This window comes from Pseudodesulfovibrio halophilus DSM 5663, assembly GCF_059568665.1.
Window position 1 is genome coordinate 229510 of the sequence record NZ_JCANTV010000009.1, and the last position, 23492, is coordinate 253001.

Here is a 23492-nt window from a genome sequence, read left to right on the forward strand (position 1 = left end):
GAGACCCGATGAAGCGCACCGCACTCCTGCCCCTGGCCCTGTGCCTCCTGCTCGGGGCCTGCGCGCCCAAGACCGCGCCCGCGCCCAGCGACCCGGTCAAGGCCGCGCCGCAGTCCCTCGAAGCCAGAACCACTTACAATTACCTGCTCTATCAGGACTATCTTACGCGGATGAACCGCCTGAGCATGTCCGGCGAAGCCCCGGACCAGCAAACGCTCGCCACCCTCCGCACCTCGGCCGCGGACGCCCTTCGCCGCGTCATCGAGGCCGAACCCGACCCGCAGCTCTACCTTGAGCTGGCGAGCCTGCACTGGAACAGCCAGGATGCCGGCGCCAAAGCCCGCGACATCCTGACCGACGGGCTGAAGAAGTTTCCGGAAAACCCGCTGCTGACAACCTACCTCGCCCGCTCGTGGATGCAGGAGGGCGAACGCAAGAAGGGACTCACCCTCCTCGAGGACTACGTCAAGGCGCACCCCGAGGAATACGAGGTGCGCATCCGCCTTGCGCAGGCGTATCTGGATTCAGGTATGCCCGCCGAGGCGCTGGACCAGCTTCAACACCTTTCCGAGGAGGCACGCACTCCGGACGTGTTGCTGCTGTTCGCCGGCGCGCGCTCCCGTCTGGGTGAGACCCAGCTGGCCATCGCCGACCTGAAGAACGCCCTGGAGCAGGACCCGGACAACTTCGAGGCGCTGGCCGAGCTGGCCTACCTCTACGAGACCGTGGGCAAGTATTCCGAGGCCGAGAAGACCTACCGCCGCATCCTGTCCATGGGGGACGTTCGCAACGAGGTCCGGCTGCGGGTGATTCTGCTCAACCTGAAGCTCAACAACGTGGACGAAGCCATGCGGCTGGCGCTGGACGGCCCCAACAGCAAGGCGTTTCTGCTCGACGCGGCATCACTGTTCCTCAACGAGGGCTTTCACGCGCAGGCCTCCACCGTGCTCGACGCGCTGGCCTCCGACGGCAATCCGCCGGGCGAATACTGGTTCTACAAGGCCGTCATCGCATGGGAAGGCGAGAACGACGGCAACAAGGCGGCCAAGGCGCTCGAAAAGATCGAGAAGGGGCACCCCTTCTACGCCCGCGCCCTCGAATTCCGCGGCAGGCTGCTGCATTCGGTCGGCCGCTCTGACGAAGCCCTCGAGCTGACCCGCGAAGGCCGCAAGCTCTTTCCCGAGAACAACCAGTTCTATCTGCTTGAGGCTGGCATCTTCGTAGATACCGACCGCAAGGCGCAGGCGCTCGACACGCTGGAAGCCGGCCTGAAAGTCAAGGCTGAAGACCCGGAACTCATGTATGAAAAGGGTGCCCTTCTGGAAGCCATGGGCCGCCGCGACGCCGCGCTGGAGCACATGGAGACCATGCTCGCCGCGCACCCGGACAATCCGCAGGCCCTGAACTTCGTGGGCTACACCCTCGCCGAGGAGGACCGCGACCTGCGCCGCGCCCTCGTACTCGTGCAGGCGGCCTATCGGCTCGATCCGCAAAGCGGCTTCATCGCCGACTCCCTCGCCTGGGTGCACTACAAACTGGGCGAATACGACAAGGCGTGGAAGTTCATCAACGAGGCCGTAACGCAGCGACCCAACATCCCCGACCTGTGGGCCCATTACGGCGACATCGCCGCGGCCCTCGACAAGAAGTCCGAAGCCCGGGCCGCCTACCGCAAGGCCATCGACCTCGGACATCCCGACCCTGACGCGATGGAAGCCAAGATCAGGGAGCTGCAATGAGGCGACTGCTGCCGCTGATGCTCACGGCCGCCGTGCTGCTCACGGCCTGCGCCAAGCCGACTCCCCTGCCGCCGCCAGAGGCGGACAAGGCGTGGGAAGCCTTCACGCGCACCTACCTCGCCCCGCTTCCGGCCACCGGCATCCGCGCCGAGGCCTCCTTTCTCTTTTCCCGCAAGCTGCCGGAGAAGCAGAGCGGCCGCCTGAGCATCGACCTGTGGGGCGAACTCGACGGCGCCCTGCGCATGAACGCTTCCGCAGGCTTCGGTTCCACCGTGGCCCTGATGCGCGAGGACGAAGGCGGCCTGCTGGCCTACTATCCGGACCGCGAAACCGCCTACTGGTGCGAGGACCCGGTCATCGCGGCCATGGCGCTGGGGCTTCCGCTGCCCTTTTCCCTGAGCGACCTCGCGCGGCTGGCCGGAGGCACCTTCCACTCCGTGGTGCCGGACCGGTTCACCATCGCCATGGTCCAGAAGGACCGACCCACGTACACCTTCGAAGATGGCCCCGTATCCGTGCTGCAGACCGACTCCCTCGGGCGTCCGCTGCGCATGGAGGGCGAGATTCGTCGCGCCGGCCGTGTGATCCCGTGGCGTGCCGACATCGACGGCTACGACGACGGCCCCGCGCCCGAGCGCATCATTTTCACCCTCGAAAACGGCGACCGGGGCGTCTTGCGCATCCGCAACCGAGAGCTTATGCTCACTTCGTGGGAGGAAAAGGCCCTTGAGCTGGACCTACCGGATAAAACCGTTATCCGCGCCGTGTGCGCGTTTCCCCCGGCCGAATGAGCGGCCCTGACCACAATTTCGACAAGGAGCGTGTGACATGACCACCCGGAATGATCAGCAGACCGCAACGCAGACCCTGGGCGAGACCCTCAAACTCGGCCTGTCCACATGGTGGCGCGAGGTGAAGAAACTTCTGGGCTCGGGCATGCGCCGCTTCGAAATCAGCCGACTTGAAAAACAGCTCGAAGAAGAATATGTGACGCTCGGCCACATCGCGGAATCGCCGCGAGGCAAAAAACAGGAAAAGGAACTCTGCCTGAAGCAGATCGCCTTCCTCAAGGAAGAGATCGAGACGCTTCGCGGGGAGTTCGAGAAGCAGGACGGAGCAAAATGAGCAAGAAGATCGTCATCGGTTCGGACCACGGCGGATTCAACATGAAGGCCGCGTTCGTCAAGGCGCTCGGGGAGTGGGGCTACGACGTCGAGGACATGGGCCCGGACTGTCTGGACAGCTGCGACTACCCGGTCTACGCCGCCAAGGTTGCCGAAAAAGTGCAGGACGGCGTCACAGGGATTCTCGTCTGCGGCACCGGGCAGGGCATGGCCATGACCGCCAACCGCTACGGGGGCGTGCGCGCGGCCGTGTGCAGCAACGAATTTCACGCCAGACTGGCGCGTGCCCACAACGACGCCAACGTGCTCTGCATGGGCGAACGCGTCACCGGCCTCGGCGTGGCCCTCGACATCCTGAAGATATTTCTGGAAACCGAGTTCGAAGGCGACCGCCACAAGCGGCGCGTCGACCTCATCGACAGTGTCAAACAATAGCCCCCGCAAGGACATAACCAAATGACTATCAACACCGAAATGGACCAGAAAACGGTTGCCGTGATCAAAGGTCTGATCATGGACGGCGTGGCCAAGGCCAACTCCGGCCATCCCGGCGGGGCCATGTCCTCTGCCGACTTCGCCACCCTGCTCTACTCCGGCTTCATGAACTACGATCCGGAGAACCCCAAGTGGTTCAACCGCGACCGGTTCATCCTCTCGGCCGGGCACGAGTCCATGCTGCTCTACAGCCTGCTGCACATGGCCGGCTTTCTGGACATGGACGCCCTCAAGAATTTCCGCCAGCTCGACAGTCTGACCCCGGGCCACCCCGAGTCGCACCTGACGCCGGGCGTCGAGGCCACCACCGGCCCCCTCGGACAGGGTTTCGCCATGTCCGTTGGCTTCGCGGTGGCAGAAGCGTTCCTGCGCGACAAGCTCGGCAGCGACGTGTGCGACCACTACACCTATACCCTGAGCTCCGACGGAGACCTGCAGGAGCCCATCGCTCTCGGCGCGGCCTCGCTGGCCGGCCTGTGGAAGCTCGGCAAGCTCACGGTATTTTACGACTCCAACAAGATCCAGCTCGCCGGTCCCACCAACCGCGCCGACTGCACCGACTACCGCAAGGTGTTCGAGGGCATGTGCTGGCAGGTGCTGGACGTGGACGGCCACGACCACGACGCCATCCGAAAGGCCGTCGCCACTGCGCAGCTGGAAACCGAAAAGCCCACGCTCATCGTCTGCCACACCACCATGGCCAAGGGTTCCGCCAACATGGAAGGCGACCACAACACCCACGGCGCTCCCATGAAGGCCGACGAGATCAAGGCCACCAAGGAAAAGCTCGGCCTGCCCGAGGAGGACTTCCACGTCCCGGCCGACGCGGTTGAGCACTTCCGCGCCCGTCAGGCGGACATGAAGAAGCGCGTGGCGGACTGGCAGACCAACCTCGACGCCAAGCTCGCCAGAGACCCCGAGTTCAAGAAGCTCTGGGAGCAGATCAATCAGGACCGCGGCGCGCTCAGGGTCGAACTGCCGTCCTTCGAGCCGGGCGAGACCATCGCCACCCGCAAGGCCTGGGGCGCCTGCCTCAACGCCATCATGGACGAACTGCCCAACCTCATGGGCGGCTCCGCGGACCTCGACCCGTCCAACCAGACCGGTCACTACCGCGAGACCGTGGGCAACTTTGGCATCGACGGCTACGGCGCGCGCAACCTCGCCGTGGGCGTTCGCGAATTCCCCATGGCCGCCATCATGAACGGCCTGTGCCTGCACGGCGGCATCATCCCGTTCGGCGCCACGTTCCTGACCTTCTCCGATTACTGCCGCAACGCCATCCGCATGTCCGCGCTGCAGGAACTGCCCGCCATGTACATCTTCACCCACGACTCCTTCTGGGTGGGCGAAGACGGTCCCACGCACCAGCCCATCGAGCACATCGCCTCCCTGCGGCTGATCCCGGACCTCGTGGACATGCGCCCCTGCGACGCCAACGAGACCGCCCGCTGCATCGACATGGCGCTTCGCTCCGAGAAGCACCCCAGCAGTCTGTTCCTGACCCGTCAGGGGCTGCCCGTGCTGGATCCGGCCGAATACCCGGCCATGGCCGAAGGCACCGCCAAGGGCGGCTACGTCATCAAGGACTGCGACGGCACCCCGGACCTGATCATCATGGCTTCCGGCTCGGAAGTGGCGCTTGCGCTCGATACCGCCAAGCTGCTGGACCGCAAGGTTCGCGTGGTCAACATGGTCAGCTTCAAACTGTTTGACGAACAGCCGGAATCGTATAAAACCGAGGTATTGCCGCCCGAGGTGACCGCCCGCGCCGCCGCAGAGGCCGGACGCCCGGAAACCTGGTACAAATACGTCGGATGCAACGGCGTCGTTCTCGGTCTGGACCACTTCGGCCAGTCCGCTCCCGGCAAGCTGCTTTCGGAGAAGTACGGATTCACCCCGGACAACTTCGCCCGGATCATCAAGGAAAAATTCTAGGAGAATACTCATGGAAGCCCCCCAGAAAAACCTTGCCATGGACCTCGTTCGCGTGACCGAGGCCGCCGCACTCGCCTGCGCCCGCTGGCTGGGCCGCGGAGACAAGGACGCCGCCGACAAGGCTGCGGTGGACGCCATGCGCCTTTGCTTCAACTCCCTCGACCTCGAGGGCACCGTCATGATCGGTGAAGGAGAAAAGGACGACGCGCCCATGCTCTTCAACGGAGAGCGCCTCGGACGCGGAAACGGCCCCAAGGTGGACATCGCCGTGGACCCGCTGGAAGGCACCAATCTGCTGGCCTTCGGCCGCCCCAACGCCATCTCGGTCGTGGGCGTGGCCCCCGGCGGAGCCATGTTCGATCCGGGCCCGAGCTACTACATGCAGAAGCTCGTCGTTCCGGCGCAGGCAAAGCACGTGGTGGACATCGAAGCCCCGACGCAGCACAACCTGAAATACATCGCCAAGGCGCTGGAGAAGGACGTGGACGACCTCGTGGTCTTCGTGCTCGACAAGCCGCGCCACAAGAAGCTCATCAGCGAAATCCGCGAGTCCGGCGCACGCATCCAGCTGCACACGGACGGCGACATCACCGGCTCGCTCATGGCCATCGACCCGCGCAGCGAGGTGGACGTCATGATGGGCACCGGCGGCACCCCCGAAGGCGTGCTCTCCGCCATCGCCATCCGCATCATGGGCGGCGAGATGTTCTGCAAGCTGGACCCCCAGCGTCAGGACGAGAAGAACGCGCTTGCCGAAGCGGGCATGGACCTGCGCCGCGTCTACAAAGTCGCGGACCTCGTGGGTTCCGACGACCTGTTCTTCGCGGCCACCGGCATCTCCGGCGGCACCTTCCTCAAGGGCGTGAAGTACACCGGCCACGGCGCCGAGACCTCCTCGCTGGTCATGCGCGGCAAGACCGGCACCATCCGCTACGTGGAAGCCATCCACGACTGGGAATCCCTGATGAAGTTCAGCGCCGTCCAGTACGACTAACCCCCGGCACCACAGCACGCACAAGGCCGCTCCGTCAGGAGCGGCCTTTTTTGTTGCCGTACTTTGAAGAACCATGCCAAATTTTCAGTTGAACTGTTGGAAGCGGCCGAACACCCCATGCATTTCGTTGCGTAGCGCAATATGAATCCACTCTTCTATAGAACGGCATCACTTTTTTGCAGTTACTAATAGACAAATTTCATACGGCTAGCTAACAATCAAAGTAGGTTTTCTGCTTTGAGAAGCAAAACATTATTCATAAATAGCATATGTTAACAGGGGCTTAGAAGGAGTAAAGCATGCGCATCGGACCAAAGATTTCCGGGATGATCGTTCTACTGGTTTTCCTTACAGCAGCGGGAATCCTCGGCATCATCTTCTGGCAGAGCGATGCCATTGACGCCCGCCTCAGGTCTCACTTCGACGCGCAGGCACGAAAGGAAGCCTCTCTTGCCGTAAAAGACGCCAGCACCCTGCTCAAGACCCAGCACGCGACGCTGACAAAGGAGCTGGACGTCTCCATGAACATACTGGAGGATCTGGTCCAGCGGCGCGGCGGCATGCAGCTGCTCGAACGAACCGCCGAATGGAGCGCCGTCAACCAGATAACCAAACGCGAGGACCGCATCGAGTTGCCCCGGCTGGCCGTGGGCGACCAGTGGCTCGGCAAGAACGCGAATCCGGACGTTCGGACTCCGGTCGTAGACAAGATCATGGACCTGAGCGGCGCCACCTGCACGGTCTTCCAGCGCATGAACGAGCGGGGAGACCTGTTGCGCGTGGCAACCAACATCCTCAAGACGAACGGCAAACGTGCCATCGGGACCTACATCCCGGCCTCCAGCCCGGTGGCGCAGACCATCCGCTCCGGCCAGACCTTTCGGGGCACCGCCTACGTGGTCAACGCGTGGTACCTTACGCAGTACAAACCCATCCGCGACGCGGCCGGCGAGGTGATCGGCTGCCTGTACGTCGGCATCCTCCAGCAGGGGATCGATGATCTGAAACAGGGACTTCAGTCCGTACAGGTCGGCAAGAGCGGCTATCTCACGCTGGTCGCGGCCTCGGGCGACGCCACCGGAACCGTGCGCATGCACAAGGATGACGCCGTGGTGGGAAGCGTCATCACGAAGGGAGACAGCGCGCAGACATACCGGGACCTCATCGAGAAGGCCAAGGGCGCCGGCGGCAGGAGCGTTACGGTTGAGACCTCAGCAACCATGCCGGGCGACAGCGCCGATCAGGAACTCATCCTCTCCGCCAGCTATTTCAAACCCTGGGAGTGGGTCATCATAGGCACCGCGCCCATTCACGAATTCATGGCCGGACAGCGCGCCGCCGACGAAGCCCTGACCAGCGCCAAGAACTGGTCCTTCGGGGTCGGGGTCTTCATGATCCTCCTCGGCGCGACCCTCGGCCTGCTTTTCGCTGGCAGCATCGCCAAGAAGCTGCGCATGGTCATGGACGCAGTAAACCGCATCAACCATGGCGATCTCGGCAGCAAGGATCTTCCCCGTGAAAAGCCTCGGGAACGACGCGGCATCCGCGGCAGCATTCTCGGCGACGAGATGCTGGAGCTCGGCTACGTGGTCGGCTCCATGAACGCCCGGCTGAACGACGTCATGCGGACCGTGAACCACAACGCAAACGACGTGGCGGACGGCTGCGGCGAGCTGGCATCCACATCCACCACCCTTGCGGAGAGTGCCTCGAATCAGGCCGCAAACGTGGAGGAGATATCCGCCTCCATGGAGCAGATGAGCGGCAGCATCCGCCAGAACACGGAAAACGCGGGCGAGACCGAAGCCAAGGCGCGCAAGGCAGCGGCTGACGCGGAAAAGGGCGGCGAAGCCGTCTCCAAGACCGTGAAGGCCATGGAGCAGATCGCGGAAAAAATCTCCGTGGTCGAGGAAATCGCGCGACAGACCAACCTGCTGGCCCTCAACGCCGCCATCGAGGCTGCTCGCGCCGGGGAGCACGGCAAGGGCTTCGCCGTGGTCGCCGCCGAAGTGCGCAAGCTGGCCGAACACTCAGGACAGGCTGCCTCCGAGATCAGCGAGCTTTCCGGCCAGAGCGTTGAAGTGGCCAACGAGGCCGGCGAGATGCTGCAACAAATGGTGCCGGACATCATCGACACCGCCGAGATGATCAAGACCATCGCGGCCTCAAGTCGTGAGCAGAACTCCGGCGCGGACCAGATCAACTCCGCGGTCAGCGATCTGGACAGCGCGGTGCAGCAGAACGCCTCGGAAGCCGAAGAAGTCTCCTCCGCTTCCGACGAGCTCGCCGGCAATGCCGACCGCCTCCTGGAGGCCGTGAGCTACTTCCGACTGGAGGATGAAGGCTCAGGGGCGCGCAAGGCCCGTCCAGCGGCACTGCCTCCGGGCGACAACTTCGAACGCTATTGATCGCGTCTCACCAGAATGAAACGGGCGGCCCTGCCGAAAAGCGGGGCCGCCCTTTTTGGTGGATCAGCTCTTCGGGCCGTACAGGGCATAATAGCCGCTCGGGACCACCACGAGGGTGAACAGCGTTGAGGCCACCAGTCCGAAGATCAGCGCCCACGCCAGCCCGGAGAAGATGGGGTCGAGGGTGATGGGCCACGCGCCAAGAGCCGTTGTAAGCGCCGTGAGCACGATGGGCCGCAGCCGCACCGCGCCGGAAAGGATGATGCTCTCGCGCAGGTCGCGTCCGGCGGCCCGTGATTTCTGGATGAAGTCGATGAGCACCACGGAATTGCGGATGACGATACCGCCGAGCGCAATCATGCCGATCATGCTGGTGGCGGTGAAGAACACAGGGTTCCCATAGCCGCCCACGGAGCCGCCCGCCACCACGTTGAGCAGCCAGAACCCCGGCAGGATGCCGAGCATGGTCAGCGGGATGGCGGACATGATCAGCAGCGGCATGACGAACGACCCGGTCTGGGCGATGAGCAGCACGTAAATGCCAAGCAGCGCCGCGGCGAATGCAAGGCCCAGATCGCGGAACACGTCCAGCGTGATCTTCCACTCTCCCTCACCGGCCCAGTCCACGCTCAATCCCGGCGGCAGCGGCGAATCCTCGAGCCGGGCATCCACGTCGATGACCGCCTCGCCCGGCGGCGTCCCGGCGGTTTCAGCAAACACATAGGCCACGCGCCTGAGGTTCTTGTGCCAGATGGGCTGCTCCGACGGCACCGGCACGAATTCGCCCAGCTCGGCAAGCGGAATCATCCCGCCCGAAGCCGTCTTCATGCGCACCCCGCCCAGGTCCTCGCTGCCGGTTCGCAGCCGCGTGGGCAGCACGAGCCGCACGGGCAGCGGCTGGCGTTCGCCCGGAACATGCACGGCGGATACAGTTTCCCCGCCGAGGGTCATGCTCATGGTACGCATCACGTCCTCGGCGTCCACGCCGTGCAGGGCCGCCTTCTCCTTGTCGAGAACGTAATCCACGATCATCCGCGGAGCCTCGGCCGAGGTGTCCGTGTCCACCACGCCGGGTTCGCCGCGCATGACCTCGCGCAGATGCCGCGCGCCCTGCACGAGTTCATCATAAGGCTGTCCGGGGCGTCCGTAGATCTCCCCGGTCAGGGTGGCGATCACCGGCGGCCCCGGCGGTGATTCCACTATGCTCAGGACCGCGCCGTGCCGCTCGGCAATGGCCGTGAGCCCGTCGCGAAGCCGCAGGGCCACGGCGTGGGACTGGGCCTGCCGTCGCGACTTGTCCGCGAGGTTGATGCGGACGTCCGCCTGATGCGGCTCTTCACGCCAATAGTAGTGACGCACCATGCCGTTGAAATCCATTGGCGACGGCGACCCGGCATAGGTCACCCAGCTGTCCACCTCCGGCACCGCCGACAGGAACCGCTCGAAATCCGCCACGACCCGGTCGGTGCGCTCCAGCGTGGCGCCCTCCGGCATGTCGATGACCAGCTGCAGCTCGTTCTTGTTGTCAAAGGGCAGCATCTTCAGCGGCACCAACCGCAACAGCACCAGCGCCCCGCACAGGAGCAGGCCCGCCGCAATTCCCGCAAGCAGCAGGCGACGCCTGCCCCGGCTGTCCAGCAGCGGCCCGAGCACCCGACGGTACGTCTTCAGAATGATCGGCGGGACAGAGTCGTCGTCGGCCTTCTGCTCCCCCTTTTCGCGCGCCGGGGTCTTTTTCAGCAGCATGTAGGTCATCCACGGCACCACGGTCAGGGCCGCCAGCGTGGAGAAGGTCACCGTAAGGGGCACATTGGCAGCCATTGGCGCCATGTATGGTCCCATCATGCCGGTGATGAAGAACAGCGGCAGGAAGCAGACGATGATGGCCAGCGTGGACATGATCACCGGCGGGAGGACCTCCTGCACCGCCGCGAGCGTGGCTCCCAGCGGCTTCCGGCGGCCCATGAGGATGTGCCTCTGGATGTTGTCCACGTTGGTGATGGGGTCGTCCACCACGAGACCGAGCGAGAGGATGAGCGCGAAGAGCGTGACGCGGTTGATGGTATAGCCGAGCATCCAGCTGCAGAACAGGGCCAGCGAGAAACTCACGGGCACGGCAACGGCCACCACCAGCGCTTCGCGTCTGCCGAGCGCCACCGCCAGCAGGGCTACCACCGTGACTATGGCGAAGAAGAGCGACTCCAGCAGGTCGTTGACCTTGGTCTGGGCGGTCTCGCCGTAGTCGCGCGTCACCTGCACCGCCACGCCGTCCGGCAGCACGTTCCGGCGCAGCTCATTCATGCGCTCGTGGATGTTCCGCGCCACGTTCACGGCGTTGGTTCCGGGCTTCTTGGCCAGCGCCAGCGTCACCGCCGGACTTGAGACTCCGCCGTTTTCCGACTCCATGTCGTTCTCACGCTCGTAACGTGAGGAAAATCCGATTCGGGAGTAGTTCTCCGGCTCGGCCGGGCCGTCCCACACCTCCGCCACGTCGCGTAGGTAGACAGGTCGGTCGCCGGACACGCCCACGACCAGCGAAGCCACCTGTTGCGGAGCCATCAGAAAGGAGCGACTGACCACCTCGGTCCGCTCGTCCGAGCGCACGAACGCTCCTGCCGGCAGGGAGCGGTTCGCGCCACGAAGGGCTTCCGCCACCTGCATGGGCGAGACGCCGTATCCGGCCATGCGCCTTGGCAGCAGTTCCACGCGCACCTCGCGCGGCTGTCCGCCGTGCAGACTCAGGCGCGACACGTTTTCAGTCTCGGCCAGCCGGTGATACAGCTCCTCGGCCATGCGCCGCAGGTCATGCCCGGAGTATCTGTTTTCCCAGCCGTCCTCGGCGTGCAGCGTCAGCGTCACGATGGGCACGTCGTCTATCTCCACCGGTTTCACTGCCCAGCCCGAGACCACGCCCGGCACCATTTCCAGATTCTTGGTAATGGCGTTGTGCAACTTGATGAGCGAATCTTCACGATTCTCTCCCACGAAAAATCGAACCGTCACGGCGGAAGAGTCGCGCCGCGATGTGGAATAGACGTACTCGACCCCGTCTATCTGCCAGAGCAGCCGCTCCAGCGGGGCGGTCACGAGGCGTTCCACCTCCTGTGCGGATGCTCCGGGGACCTGCACCATGACGTCCGCCATGGGCACCACGATCTGGGGCTCCTCCTCGCGGGGAGTGACCAGAATGGCTGCCGCGCCCATGAGCAGCGCGGCCACGATCAGGATGACCGACATCTGCGACGTCAGGAAATAGCGCACTATGGCGGGGATGATCCCTTTCGGTTCGCTCATGCGCCCGGACCTCCGATGCCCACGGTTTCGCCTCCCTCAAGGCCGGAAAGCACCTCGACGGCCCCCTTGCGGCGCTCCCCGGTGCGGACGTGCACCCGCTGCCAGCCGTCCGGGGTGCGGATCATGACCGTCTCCAGCTGCCCCACGCGCGTCACGGCCTCTTCCGGAATCATTACCGCCGTGCGGGTATCCATGGGTACCAGCAAACGCCCGAACATGCCCGGATACAAGCCGGGGCGCTCCGGGACCGACGCCTTGACCACGAAAGAACGGGTTGTCGGGTCGGCCAGCGGTTCGATCTCCTCAACCACGCCTTCCAGCCGCTCCTGCGGCTTCAGGGCTTCCACGACGACCGGAACCCGCTGTCCGAGGCGCAACCTGCCGATGAGCCCTTCCCGGACCTGCGCCTCCATGCGCAAGCTTCCGCCGGTCTGGAGCGTCAGCAGCTGTTTGCCCGGAAACGCCAGATCCCCGGGCTCCACAAAGCGTTTGGCGACCTCTCCGGCCTCCTGCGCCGTGATGGTGGTGTAGTCAAGGGAGATTTCGGCCTCCTGAACCGCCTTCTCCGCCTGCTCCACATCCGCCGAAGAACCCTCTGCCGCGGCCTGAGCGCGGTTGAGCTCTGCGCGAGCCTGAAGATAGGCGGTTTCGGCCTGCTCGACCTCCTCCTCAGTGATGACCTGTTCGCTCCGCAGCTTCTTCATCCGCTCATACGTCGACTGCGCCTTGTTGAACGCCGCCTGCGCCGCCGCCACCGTGCGCCGGGCCTGCCGTCTGCCGCTCTTGGCAGCCTCCAGTCGCTGGCGGGCCTGCTCCAGACGCGAGTTCGCCGCACGCGAATCCAGCACCACCAGCGTGTCGCCTCTGCCGACATCCGTTCCCGGCGTGACGTTCACTTCCAGCACGCGCGAGGTGATCTGCGCCTCCACTCGGATGTCGGTGCGTGCGCGGACGGTGCCCACGGCCTCGCTGTAAACGCGCACCTCTTCCGTGGCCGCCTGTGCCGTGGATTCCGGCTCGTAATCACCGTGCCGCGCCTCGTCCCGCCCCGACGCGATGTCTCCGCCGCAGGCTGCCAGCAACGCGACCAGCAACACTCCCGTCATAGTCCTGTATACCTGATTCATGGGCGATTCCCTTTTTTCGGGACAGGATAGCCCACATTCCCCCACGAAGGAAGGGCCAACAGACACCGCCGCCCCTTGTCGAAAAGATTCCTTTGCGGCTACATTCAAAGCCATGAATCAAGACTCTGCATATCATCCCCCCGGCTATCTGCGCCTGTACGAGACCGGAGAGCTACACAGCCGCATCGAAACGGCACTTGGTGCGCTTCGACAGTGCCATCTCTGCCCACGAAATTGCGGCGTGGACCGTACGCAGGATGAAACCGGCTTCTGCGGCGTGGGCCGACATGCCCACGTTGCGAGCTTCGGTCCGCATTTCGGCGAGGAGGACGTGCTCGTCGGCAGCGACGGTTCGGGGGCGATATTTCTCTCCGGCTGCAACCTCGGGTGCGTTTTCTGCCAGAACGAAGACATCAGCCGCGCGCCCGACGCTGGCCCGGAGGCCGACGCCGAAGGCCTCGCGGGGGTGATGCTCGACCTGCAGCGCCGCGGCTGCGCCAACATCAACTTCGTCACCCCCTCGCACGTGGTGCCCCAGATTCTGGAAGCCCTTCCCGTGGCCGTGGAGCACGGCCTCTCCCTGCCCATCGTCTATAATTGCGGCGGATATGAGAGTGTGGCTACCTTGGCGATGCTGGAGGGTGTCGTGGACATCTACATGCCCGACGCCAAGGTGTGGGACTCGCGCATCGCGGAGGAGCTGCTGCGCGCCGGAGACTACCCCGAAGTGGCGCGTGCCGCCATTCGGGAGATGCATCGGCAGGTCGGCGACCTCGCCATCGCCGGCGGACTGGCTGCCCGTGGGCTGCTGGTCAGACATCTTGTGCTTCCGGACGCTCGCTCCGGCTCCGGGCAGTGGGCAAAGTGGCTCTTCGAGCTTTCGCCCGACACATGGGTCAACGTCATGGGGCAATATCATCCGTGCGCTCAGGCCCCTCTCTTCGGAGGCATGGACCGACTTCTTACAAGAAAGGAACTTTGCGAAGCGTTCGTGGCCATGAGACAGTCGGGGCTGCATCGATTCGACGGAAAAAATCGCCTTTTTCGGCTCTGCAGTGAGCCATATTGACATTTTTGTGGTTGATGAAAAAAGCGGCACCTGCTACATTGTTCGCGTGTTGACAATTTTGGGAAACAAATACGGCTTTTTGGCAAAGATTTTTTACAAAAACCGCAACTAACGCGCTCGCCACCCTCCTCGACTCTAGAAGTCGAAAACACAAGGCGCTGAATTGAAACATTTTTTTCTCTTTGGCACGGTGGTTGATAATAGAGAGCCCGTCCGGTTGGAAAAAATTTTTTGCCCGAAAAGAACCTGGAAACCCCTGGAGGAAAATATGGACATCCCCGTTTTCAACTGCAAGAACGCCGACGACGTAATGAAGGCCGTCAAAGACTATGACGTAAGCTTCATCCAGTACTGGTTCGTCGACATTCTCGGTACCCTGAAATCTTTCCAGATCACCCCGAAGGAACTGGAAGCCTCCTTCGAGGAAGGCATGGGCTTCGACGGCTCCTCGATCCTCGGCTTCTGCCGCATCGACGAGTCCGACATGGTCGCCATGCCCGATCCGACCACCTTCCAGATCTGCTCCTGGCGCCCCACCGAGCGTCCGGTCGCCCGCATGTTCTGCGACGTGGTCAACCCCGACGGCACCCCGTTCGCCGCTGACTCCCGCGGCGTGCTCAAGCGCGTGCTGGCACAGGCCGCCGAGAAGGGCTACACCTCCTACGTGGGTCCCGAGCTCGAATTCTTCCTGTTCGCCGACGATCAGGGCACCGAGATCCTCGACCACGGCGGATACTTCGACGCTCCGCCGCTCGACCTCGGCAACAACATCCGCCGCGACATCATCTTCGCGCTGGAGTCCATGGGCATCAACGTCGAGTACTCCCACCACGAAGTCGCTCCGTCCCAGCATGAGATCGACCTTCGCTACGACGAAGCCCTCAAGATGGCCGACATCGCCATGACCTACCGCGTGGTGGTCAAGGAAACCGCCCGCAAGCACGGCTGCTACGCCACCTTCATGCCGAAGCCGATCTTCGGTGAGAACGGATCCGGCATGCACGTGCACCAGTCCATCTTCAAGAACGGCAAGAACGTCTTCTACGACGGATCCGACGAATACCACCTGTCCGCAGAGGGCAAGTCCTACATCGCCGGTATCCTCAAGCACGCTCCGGAGTTCGTCTGCGTGACCAACCAGTGGGTGAACTCCTACAAGCGCCTGGTCCCCGGCTACGAAGCTCCGGTCTACATCGCCTGGGCCCGCCGCAACCGCTCCGCCCTTGTCCGCGTGCCCATGTACAAGCCGGGCAAGGAAATGGCCACCCGCATGGAACTGCGCTGCCCGGATCCGGCCGCCAACCCGTACCTCGCCTGGGCCGTGCAGCTCGCCGCCGGTCTCAAGGGCATCGAGGAAGGCTACAAGCTGGCCGCCCCGGTGGAAGACGACATCTTCGAAATGAACGAGCGCCAGCTCAAGCGCAACAAGATCAAGGCGCTGCCGGGCTCCCTGTACGAAGCCACCGCCGCCCTGAAGAAGTCCAAGTTCATGAAGGAAGTTCTCGGCGACCACCTGCACAACGCACTGGTCGAGAACAAGATGGCCGAATGGGATGCCTACCGCACCCAGGTCACCGAGTTCGAACTCGAAAGGTACCTGCCGGTCCTGTAAGACCGTCACAAGTCCCTCGCTCCTCAAAGGCCCCGCTCCGGCGGGGCCTTTTTTTCGTCCGTGGGGCTCAATCAAATTCTCGAAAAGCCCAGCTCTCGCAGAGCGCTGTGAGCCTCGGGTACCAATAGAAGTCCCACCCGGGACAACGGTAAGTGGGCCGCATCATCACCGCCCGGACGGTCAAAGGGCACGGCGGACGCAAAGGGATGCTCCCTCTTCTGCACGCAGCGACAACAGGATGCCCTGACCGGACGGATAAAGACGGTTCGGTTGCCGACCTGTGGCGGGAATGAATGGACGCGGCGGATGACTACAGACCGTAGTCGCCGCGAATCAGCACGACGCGGATGCGTCCGGCGGGCCAGCTCTTTTCGGTGATCGTCCAGACGTTGCAGATGCGGTGCGGGCTGTCGCAGTCCATGCACCTGCCGGTCTTCGCGCAGGGAGTGCGCGCGCCGTGTCGTGCGGCATTCAGCGGCGCGGCCTTCTCGCGGACACGGGCGACGGCCGCGTCCACGCCGTCCACGATCTTGTTGGTGCCGATGGTCAGGACCACGTTGCGCGGGCCCCAGACGATACCGCCGACACGGTTGCCGATCATGTCCAGATTCACCAGTTGCCCCTGCTTGGTGAGGGCGTTGGTTCCTGTGAAGAACAGCTCGGACAGCAGGGCCTGTCGCCTGCGTTCGAGAATTTCCTCGCGCGAGAGGCCACGGCCGAAGGTGTCGAGAAAATCCCAGCCGCCAGTGCCCGCCATGCGGCGCATGTCATCCAGAACACCGGTGGCCTGAAGCGTCATGGAATCGCCGTAAGAGACAAGCCCCGGCGCAATGCCGGGGAGAATGTCACCAAGGATGATCTCGCGCGCCTGCGCCGGGTCCTCGGCCAGATGTACGCCGAAACCATTCTTGCCAAACGCCCTGACGGCGCTCTCGAGCATCTGCTCATCCATTACGATTCCCCTTTGCACACCTTTGTCGGAAGCCCGATTCCCGGAACCTAGAAACCGTGACGAACCACTTCGTCGTCGCGGCGGTTGATGAACTGGATATAACGGAATCCCCCCTTGAGCTGCGCCTCCTCCAGAATCCGGTAGCCCTCGTCGCGACAGGCGTCGCAGGCGTCGGCGGGGATCTCCACGCCGAGGCAGAGCGGGTTGTTGGTGGAGCGCGTCTCCACTCGGACGGTGCCCCGGCAGTCCGGACATTCGCGAACCATCTCGGTCTGCGCTTCGGAGATGTTGTCCACGTCGTAATAGATGTCCTTGTGCCGCACGAACCAGCCCGAGGAGATGACGCCCTCGCGGGCCTTCTCGGAGCCGTCGAACGCCGGGGGGTGGAAATACAGCTCGGGCATCACGTCGCAGAGCCTGTCGATGTATTCCGTGATCCGTTTCTCCTGCCGCACCGAAGCGGGCGTGAAATCCGGCTCGCGCACCCCGGAATAGTCCATGCCCGACATGGCGAGGCACAGCCCGAGGTTCACATACGGCAGCGCTCCCTGAATGGCGTAGCCGCCCTCCAGCACCGCGATGTCCGGAGCGAGCATCTCGTTCATGCGGGCATAGCCCTGCGCGGAAAGGTTCATGTTGGTGATGGGGTCGGAAAAGTGGTTGTCCTGTCCCGCAGAGTTGATGACCAGATCGGCTCCGAAATCCTCCAGAATGGGCATGACCACGCGCTCCATCACCGCCAGAAAGCCTTCATCGGTGGTGCCGGGCGGCAGGGGGATGTTCAGGTTGCGCCCGCGCGCCCACGGTCCGCCCAGCTCCTCCGGGAAGCCCGAACCGGGATACAGGGTCCGCCCGTCCTGATGCAGGGAGATGAAAAGGGTGTCCGGGTCGTGCCAGTAGACGTCCTGCGTGCCGTCGCCGTGATGGCAGTCGGTGTCCACGACGGCGATGCGCTTGCGCCCGTGTCTGGCCCGGATGTACTCCAGCATCACCGCCTCGATGTTGATGTTGCAGAACCCGCGAGAGCCGTGGACCACCTTCATGGCGTGGTGGCCCGGCGGCCTGACCATGGCGAAGGCGCGCTCCTTCTCGCCGGACATGACCAGTTCCGCCGCGCGGATGGCCCCGCCGGCCGAGACCATGTGTGAACGCGTGGCGACCGAAGGCACGTCCGGAAAGCAGAAATGCACCCGCTCCACGTCCTCCACCGAGGCTACGGACGGCTTGTATTCGTCGATGCCCTCGACGTCGAAGATGCCCTCCTCGCGAAGCTGGTCCTGCGTGTAGAGCAGTCGCTCCTCGCGTTCAGGGTGCGTGGGGGAAATGGCCCAGTCGAAGGCCGGAAAGAATATGATTCCGAGAGACTTGTCAGCCTTGAGCATGTGTACTCCCTGTATGTGTCCTGCCGGCGGTCTAGGCCCGGCCCATGCGATGCGTCACGCCCGGACGCACCTGACAACGCACGCGGATGTTGCGGCCCACCATGTCGAATCCCTTGACCATGTTGAAGCTGGACGCGTGGGTGATCTGCGCCTCGTCCTTCTCGAGCTTCACGCCCATGGCGTCCAGATGCATGGACAGCTGATTCACGGCGTCGCGCCGGGCCTGTTCCAGCCCGTAGTTGGACGGGATGTTCTCTCGGTACGAGAGCGAAGGAATGAACATGACGTTGCGCTCGGTGTCCGCGAACAGCTCCAGGTCCCACGTGGTGCGGGTCAGCGCCGCGCCGATGGCGTTGGCCACCGCGTAGTCGCTCGGCACCTCCACCGAGAGCTTGAAACGGTCGAAGAGCGGACCGCGCATGGACTCCGCAGGCCCGCCCATGAGGTAGACCTTGCGGGGTACGACCTGTTTCCCCTCGAGCAGCTCGTGGATGGTGTACACGGGCTTGGCGTTTATCTCATCAACCAGCGCGCGGGTTTCCCGGTGGATGGTCCGGGACGCGTACTCCACGGCCCGCTCGGCAAGGACCTCGGCGGGCATGGTGTGCGAGGCGGCGTAGTCGCGCAGGGCGCGTCTGGAGGCTTCCACGTCGCCCACCTCAGACTCGCCCACCCAGTTGAGGGCGTCGGTCAGCGTCGGGCGCTCGCCGCCGTGGCAGGCGCTCGGTCCGAGCCGGTTGGGGCCGACGCGCACTTCGTCCCCGAGCACCGAGATGGCGGAGTCGCCGCCCATGCCGATGGAGCGCACCTTGAGCGCGCGCACCAGCGTGGGCAGGGAGCCGATGTCGATGCCCTCGCGCTCCACCAACGGCGCGCCGTTGGCAAAGACCGCGATGTCCGTTGTCGTGCCGCCGATGTCGAGGATGACGGAGTCGTGCACGATGTCGCACAGGGCCACGATGCCCATGACGCTTGCGGCGGGGCCGGAAAAGATGGACTGCACGGGCATGCGCCGCGACTCGGTCAGCGGCATGGTGCCGCCGTCCGCCTTGAGCACGTTGACGCGCACGTGCCCGAGCCCGAGATCGTCCAGCGACAGCTTCACGGCCTCGGCGAACTCGTTGAAGACGCGCCAGACCGCGCAGTTGTAATAGGCGGTGGCCACGCGGCGGGGAAAATTCAGGGTGCCGCCCAGCTCGTGGCCCATGGTCACGAAATCGGCGGCCTCGCAGGGTTCGTCGCCGTCCACGGCGCACAGGGCGTTGCGTATGACCCGTTCATGGCGAGGGTGACGGGTGGAGAATTTCCCGACCGCCGCGAACACGCGCACGCCGTCCTTCCGGCAGGCCTCCACTGCCTCGCGGACCTGCCCGCCGCGCAGGGCGCGGACCTCGTTGCCGCGATGGTCCACATACCCGTCGAGGGCGTAGAAATGACGACAGGGCATGAAATGATGCGGATCGATACCGGGTCCGGCGCTCACCAGCACCCCAACGTCCTCCACTTTGCCTTCCACGATGGCGTTGGTGGAAAGCGTGGTGGACAGGTTGAGCGCGACGGCCCGAGCCGGATCCACATCGCGCAGCACTTCCCTGAGCGCGGCGGTTACCGACCCCAGCAGGTCGTCGTGATCGGTGGGGACCTTGCAGGATGCGGCCGTCTCCATGCAGCCGCCCCGCTCCTCAAGCGCCACGGCGTCGGTATGCGTTCCTCCCACGTCTATTCCGAGCAGCATTGCGTCGTCTCCTGTTTGTTGCCAGCGTAGGGAAAAACCCTATCACCTCGGGAGGAGCACGGTCCACAGGCAATACGGCGAACGGTCAAGGCCCTTCGGGGAGTGGTCAGCTTTCGGTCGGAATACGGATGTAAAAGGTGGTCCCCTCTCCGACGACGCTGTCGAAGGACAGCTCGCCCCCGAAGGTATCCACCACGAGGGAATAGGCTATGGCCAGCCCCTGCCCGGTCCCCTTGCCCACCTCCTTGGTGGTGAAGAAGGGGTCGAACACGCGCCCGTTCATCTCCTTGGGGATGCCGGTGCCGTCGTCGCTGACACTGATCTCGACCATCTTCCCGAAGCGACGGGCAGCGATGACAATGGAGCCTATCTCCTGCGTCCCCGCGTTCTTTTCGCCAATGGCCTGCGCAGCGTTGATGAGCAGATTGAGCACCACCTGATTGAACTGGCCCGGTACCACGCGCACGGCAGGCAGGTCGTCCTCGAAGTCGAATTCCACGCCCGCGACGTACTTCCACTCGTTTCTGGCGACCATGACGGTGTTACGAACGGCTTCGGGCACATCCAGCAGCACGGGGTTCACCTCGTCGGGATGCGAGAAGGCCTTCATGCTGCGCACGATACCCGTGATGCGGTCCACGCCCTCGAGCGTCTCGCGTATGGCCTGCGGGACCTCCTCGACCAGAAACTCCACCCCCGACTCCTCGCACAGCCGGAGGAAACGCGAACAGGCCGCCTCGTCCAGCGCCGTGGGGTCGGGGCAGGCGAGCTCCACCGCTTCGTGGACGCGTTTCATGAACGGGTCCAGCTCTTCCTGCAGGAAGCGGACATTATCCCCCACGAACTGGGCCGGGGTGTTTATCTCGTGCGCGATGCCCGCAGCGAGGCTGCCGATGGACTCGAGTTTCAGCGCCTGCAGCTGATCGCGCTCATGGCGCTTGCGCTCGGAGATATCCAGCATGACCTCCATGAAGGCGGCTTTGCCTTCGCGCCGCACGGAGACCACCGTCTTCATGATGGGGACGCAGGTGCCGTCGGCCCGGGAAATCAGATATTCGCCCATGAAGATGTCCTGCTCGAGCAGCGGACACAGGTCCGGGCACCCCTTCTCGCCACCCTTGCAGCAAAGGAAACGGCAGTCGCGTCCCTTGAGCTCCTCGCGGCTCCAGCCGAGCAGCCTCTCGGCCTCTTCGTTGGCGTCGAGGATGGTCAGATTCCGGGGCTCCACCGTGACGATGGCTGCGCGGATGCCCTTGATGACTCTGTCGAGAGCCTCCTGACTGTCCTTGAGCTCCCGCTGCATGCGCACCTGGGCGTCCCGCTCGCGGCGCAGCTTGCGATTCGAGTAGGCCAGAACCAGCAATGCGCCCGCCAGCGGCAGCAGAAGGACGAGCCCCCACTGCATGACCGTTCTCAGCGACGTGCCGTGCTCGTAGCGGACAAGCAGCCACTCCTGCATGACGGCGGCGCGCTCCCGCGGCGTGATAGAGGCCAGCGCCTTGTCCAGTATGGAGGCAAGAATGCGGTCGTCCTTCGCCACGGCCATTCGCTGGTCATGATTGCCGATGGCGACCGGGGCCGCAACCTTGAGGCTCTTGAACCCTCTGTGCTCGATGAGCCATGAAGCCACAGTGAGGTTGCCCACGAAGACGTCCGCCTTTCCTGCCTCGACGAGGCGGAGGGCGTCCTCGGCTTCGTCGACCGGCAGCAGCTTCATCCGTGGAAAGTTCCTGCCCAGCCGCTGGTGTACCACGTAACCGTCCTGAACGGCCACGGTCATGCCTTCCAGATCGTCCGGGCCACCGACATATCCGAAATCGTCACGGGTCACGATAACCCAGGAGAGATACAGGTAGGGACGGGTGAAACGCAGGAAGCTGGCGCGTTCCGGGGTGCGCTTGATAGTCGGCACAAGGTCGTACTCGGACGAGCCCTGCCGCATGTTCCGCAGCATCTCGCTCCACGGGATGTCCGCCGGGACGACCTCGAAACGAAGCCCCGTCTTTTTGGAAATGAGCTTGAGGTAGCCGTCGCAGATGCCGCTCCGGGACACATCCTCAAACTGATAAGGCGGCCAGTCCCCTCCCCACACCGTTATCGGGTCGGACCGGGCGATCCAGTCCCGTTCCTCGGGCGTAAGCGGCACGTCGGCCGCGGAGACCGTAACGGGGGCCGCCGCGGCAAGCGTGAACCAGAGTAAAAGGACGGACAGGCCGCCGCGGGAGAATAGACTCAGCATGAATCCGGCATACCATCGGCCGCGGGAAATCAATATTATATATCGGTCTTCCCGCCGCCCTCGCCTGCGGCCTTGGCCGCGCCGCCATCCACCGACACTCTGAGCGCCGAATCCTGCTTGAGCAGCACGTCCCGCTGCGGGAAGGGAATCTGGATGCCGTGCTCATGAAAGAGGTCCCAAATACCCAGCAGAACCGTATGGCGCACGCCGCCGATACCCTGATCCGTGTCCGCAATCCAGACGCGCAATTCGAGATCCACGCTGCTGTCGCCGAAACCAACCAGCAGGGCGTTGGGAGCCGGGTCGGTCACGACCCTCGGGCTCTGCCGCGCGGCCTGAAGCATCAGGTCCAGCGCAAGGCGCACGTCGGACTCGTAGCTGATGCCCACCGGCAGACGCAGGCGCACCTGATTGTCTGAAAAGGTCCAGTTGATGACCTGATTGGTGATCAGGTGCTCGTTGGGAATGAGGTATTCCTTGCCGTCGCGCGTGAGCACCGAGGCGTAGCGGGCGTGCAGGGAGCGGATGAAACCATAGGCGCCCTGCACCTCGATGGTGTCGCCGGGCTTGATGGAGCGGTCCAGCAGCAGGATGACCCCCGAGACAAGATTGGAGAATATCTTCTGCAGCCCGAAGCCGATTCCCACGCCCACCGCGCCGGAAAAGACCGCGAGGCTGGTCATGCTGATGCCCATGCTGCTGATGACCACCAGCCCGACTCCTGCATACAGCCCGAAGCGCAGCGCCTTGCCGAACAGCACCTGAAGCGACGGCGAGAGCGTGGAGCCGGAGATCTGCTGTTCCATGATCCGCGAGGTCACGGAGGCCGCCTGCAGCAGGAGCACGCCCAGCAGCACCCCCTTGAGGAGCACCAACGCAGAGAGCCGGGTCTCCCCGAAGCTCAGGCCAAGCCCGTCCAGAAACGCGGCGGCCGGTTCGAGCAGGCCGAGGATATGCAGCGCGGCCACGCCCCACGCGGCATAGGCCAACGCCCGGCCCCAGAAACGGCTGGCGATGACGCTGCGGAGCAGCTGGGCCGCCAGCCACGCGGCGGAAAGGTTGGTGAACACGCCCACCAGAACGGCGGGCCGCTCGAACATGCCGAGGCTCTCCTGACACAGGCGGCACAGCAGCATGAACGGCAGCAGCCAGCCGGAGCGGGCGAAGGTGCGCACGACCTTGGCCAGCCACTCGCCGTGCATCCTTTCCGCCTTGGCAAACAGGCGGCTGCGGGCAGGCTTCCACACAGCCAGCGACAGCAACAGGCTCACGGCCACGAGACCGGCCTGAAGCGCGGCCTCCCAGTCGAGCGCCCTGTCCGCGACCTCCACGGCCGCGGTCCTTGCCTTTTCAAGAAGCTGACCCGCGGAATACTGCATGGTCC

16 protein-coding genes are annotated in these 23492 nt (G+C 64.1%); 9 read left to right on the top strand and 7 right to left on the bottom strand.

Going from position 1 to position 23492, the window contains the following annotated elements; all coding sequences use genetic code 11:
- Positions 1–8 precede the first annotated feature (8 nt).
- The 7 genes from BR24_RS05920 (at position 9) to BR24_RS05950 (ending at position 8698) form a co-directional block, all read left to right on the top strand.
- Complete coding sequence (locus BR24_RS05920) at positions 9–1739, top strand: tetratricopeptide repeat protein (RefSeq protein WP_496540570.1); 1731 nt, start codon at positions 9–11, stop codon at positions 1737–1739.
- On the top strand, positions 1736–2530 hold the full coding sequence (locus BR24_RS05925; protein WP_496540571.1) for a hypothetical protein: 795 nt from the start codon (positions 1736–1738) through the stop codon (positions 2528–2530). Before BR24_RS05920 ends, BR24_RS05925 begins: the two co-directional genes overlap by 4 nt.
- A gap of 37 nt (positions 2531–2567) precedes the next feature.
- The gene (locus tag BR24_RS05930; RefSeq protein WP_496540572.1) at positions 2568–2864 is read left to right on the top strand and encodes a hypothetical protein; all 297 of its coding nucleotides are present in this window, start codon (positions 2568–2570) and stop codon (positions 2862–2864) included.
- Positions 2861–3298 carry a ribose 5-phosphate isomerase B gene (gene rpiB / locus BR24_RS05935; protein ID WP_496540573.1) on the top strand — a complete coding sequence of 146 codons (438 nt, stop codon included), beginning with the start codon at positions 2861–2863 and terminating at the stop codon, positions 3296–3298. The genes BR24_RS05930 and rpiB overlap by 4 nt, the downstream gene beginning before the upstream one ends.
- A 21-nt stretch (positions 3299–3319) precedes the next feature.
- Entirely contained in the window at positions 3320–5296 is a 1977-nt protein-coding gene (gene tkt / locus BR24_RS05940; RefSeq protein ID WP_496540574.1) for a transketolase, read from the top strand.
- A 10-nt stretch (positions 5297–5306) separates the two neighbouring features.
- On the top strand, positions 5307–6290 hold the full coding sequence (gene glpX / locus BR24_RS05945) for a class II fructose-bisphosphatase (protein ID WP_018124397.1): 984 nt from the start codon (positions 5307–5309) through the stop codon (positions 6288–6290).
- Between the two features lie 299 nt (positions 6291–6589).
- On the top strand, positions 6590–8698 hold the full coding sequence (locus BR24_RS05950; protein WP_496540575.1) for a methyl-accepting chemotaxis protein: 2109 nt from the start codon (positions 6590–6592) through the stop codon (positions 8696–8698).
- 63 nt (positions 8699–8761) lie between these two features.
- Here BR24_RS05950 and BR24_RS05955 read toward each other — a convergent pair whose 3' ends face one another.
- Positions 8762–11992: an efflux RND transporter permease subunit gene (locus BR24_RS05955; protein WP_496540576.1), complete on the bottom strand. Its 3231-nt coding sequence runs from the start codon at positions 11990–11992 to the stop codon at positions 8762–8764.
- Positions 11989–13119 (bottom strand): efflux RND transporter periplasmic adaptor subunit, encoded by a 1131-nt coding sequence (locus tag BR24_RS05960; RefSeq protein ID WP_496540577.1) that lies wholly within the window; start codon positions 13117–13119, stop codon positions 11989–11991. The genes BR24_RS05955 and BR24_RS05960 overlap by 4 nt, the downstream gene beginning before the upstream one ends.
- Before the next feature lie 112 nt (positions 13120–13231).
- On the opposite strand from BR24_RS05960, the gene BR24_RS05965 reads away from it, so the two are divergent.
- Positions 13232–14188, top strand: a complete 957-nt coding sequence (locus BR24_RS05965) for a radical SAM protein (RefSeq protein ID WP_496540578.1) — start codon at positions 13232–13234, stop codon at positions 14186–14188.
- A 268-nt stretch (positions 14189–14456) separates the two neighbouring features.
- Positions 14457–15800: a glutamine synthetase family protein gene (locus tag BR24_RS05970; protein ID WP_496540579.1), complete on the top strand. Its 1344-nt coding sequence runs from the start codon at positions 14457–14459 to the stop codon at positions 15798–15800.
- 310 nt (positions 15801–16110) lie between these two features.
- On the opposite strand, the gene BR24_RS05975 is transcribed toward BR24_RS05970, so the two are convergent.
- From BR24_RS05975 to BR24_RS05995, 5 genes are all read right to left on the bottom strand, one after another.
- Positions 16111–16752 carry a lactate utilization protein gene (locus tag BR24_RS05975; RefSeq protein ID WP_496540580.1) on the bottom strand — a complete coding sequence of 214 codons (642 nt, stop codon included), beginning with the start codon at positions 16750–16752 and terminating at the stop codon, positions 16111–16113.
- 47 nt (positions 16753–16799) lie between these two features.
- Positions 16800–18134: a histone deacetylase family protein gene (locus tag BR24_RS05980; protein WP_496540581.1), complete on the bottom strand. Its 1335-nt coding sequence runs from the start codon at positions 18132–18134 to the stop codon at positions 16800–16802.
- A gap of 31 nt (positions 18135–18165) precedes the next feature.
- Positions 18166–19869, bottom strand: a complete 1704-nt coding sequence (locus tag BR24_RS05985; protein WP_496540582.1) for a hydantoinase/oxoprolinase family protein — start codon at positions 19867–19869, stop codon at positions 18166–18168.
- A 106-nt stretch (positions 19870–19975) separates the two neighbouring features.
- Positions 19976–22108, bottom strand: a complete 2133-nt coding sequence (locus tag BR24_RS05990; protein WP_496540583.1) for an ATP-binding protein — start codon at positions 22106–22108, stop codon at positions 19976–19978.
- 35 nt (positions 22109–22143) lie between these two features.
- Positions 22144–23487 (bottom strand): mechanosensitive ion channel family protein, encoded by a 1344-nt coding sequence (locus tag BR24_RS05995; RefSeq protein ID WP_496540584.1) that lies wholly within the window; start codon positions 23485–23487, stop codon positions 22144–22146.
- Between the last annotated feature and the right edge of the window lie 5 nt (positions 23488–23492).

Excerpts from the sequence above, each read along its gene's own strand:
- glpX (WP_018124397.1), top strand. The coding sequence starts at position 5,307 with ATGGAAGCCCCCCAGAAAAACCTTGCCATGGACCTCGTTCGCGTGACC.
- BR24_RS05920 (WP_496540570.1), top strand. The coding sequence starts at position 9 with ATGAAGCGCACCGCACTCCTGCCCCTGGCCCTGTGCCTCCTGCTCGGG.
- BR24_RS05930 (WP_496540572.1), top strand. The coding sequence starts at position 2,568 with ATGACCACCCGGAATGATCAGCAGACCGCAACGCAGACCCTGGGCGAG.
- BR24_RS05970 (WP_496540579.1), top strand. The coding sequence starts at position 14,457 with ATGGACATCCCCGTTTTCAACTGCAAGAACGCCGACGACGTAATGAAG.
- BR24_RS05975 (WP_496540580.1), bottom strand. The coding sequence starts at position 16,752 with ATGGATGAGCAGATGCTCGAGAGCGCCGTCAGGGCGTTTGGCAAGAAT.
- BR24_RS05980 (WP_496540581.1), bottom strand. The coding sequence starts at position 18,134 with ATGCTCAAGGCTGACAAGTCTCTCGGAATCATATTCTTTCCGGCCTTC.
- BR24_RS05960 (WP_496540577.1), bottom strand. The coding sequence starts at position 13,119 with ATGAATCAGGTATACAGGACTATGACGGGAGTGTTGCTGGTCGCGTTG.
- BR24_RS05985 (WP_496540582.1), bottom strand. The coding sequence starts at position 19,869 with ATGCTGCTCGGAATAGACGTGGGAGGAACGCATACCGACGCCGTGGCG.
- BR24_RS05925 (WP_496540571.1), top strand. The coding sequence starts at position 1,736 with ATGAGGCGACTGCTGCCGCTGATGCTCACGGCCGCCGTGCTGCTCACG.
- BR24_RS05990 (WP_496540583.1), bottom strand. The coding sequence starts at position 22,108 with ATGCTGAGTCTATTCTCCCGCGGCGGCCTGTCCGTCCTTTTACTCTGG.
- BR24_RS05955 (WP_496540576.1), bottom strand. The coding sequence starts at position 11,992 with ATGAGCGAACCGAAAGGGATCATCCCCGCCATAGTGCGCTATTTCCTG.
- rpiB (WP_496540573.1), top strand. The coding sequence starts at position 2,861 with ATGAGCAAGAAGATCGTCATCGGTTCGGACCACGGCGGATTCAACATG.
- BR24_RS05950 (WP_496540575.1), top strand. The coding sequence starts at position 6,590 with ATGCGCATCGGACCAAAGATTTCCGGGATGATCGTTCTACTGGTTTTC.
- BR24_RS05995 (WP_496540584.1), bottom strand. The coding sequence starts at position 23,487 with ATGCAGTATTCCGCGGGTCAGCTTCTTGAAAAGGCAAGGACCGCGGCC.
- tkt (WP_496540574.1), top strand. The coding sequence starts at position 3,320 with ATGACTATCAACACCGAAATGGACCAGAAAACGGTTGCCGTGATCAAA.
- BR24_RS05965 (WP_496540578.1), top strand. The coding sequence starts at position 13,232 with ATGAATCAAGACTCTGCATATCATCCCCCCGGCTATCTGCGCCTGTAC.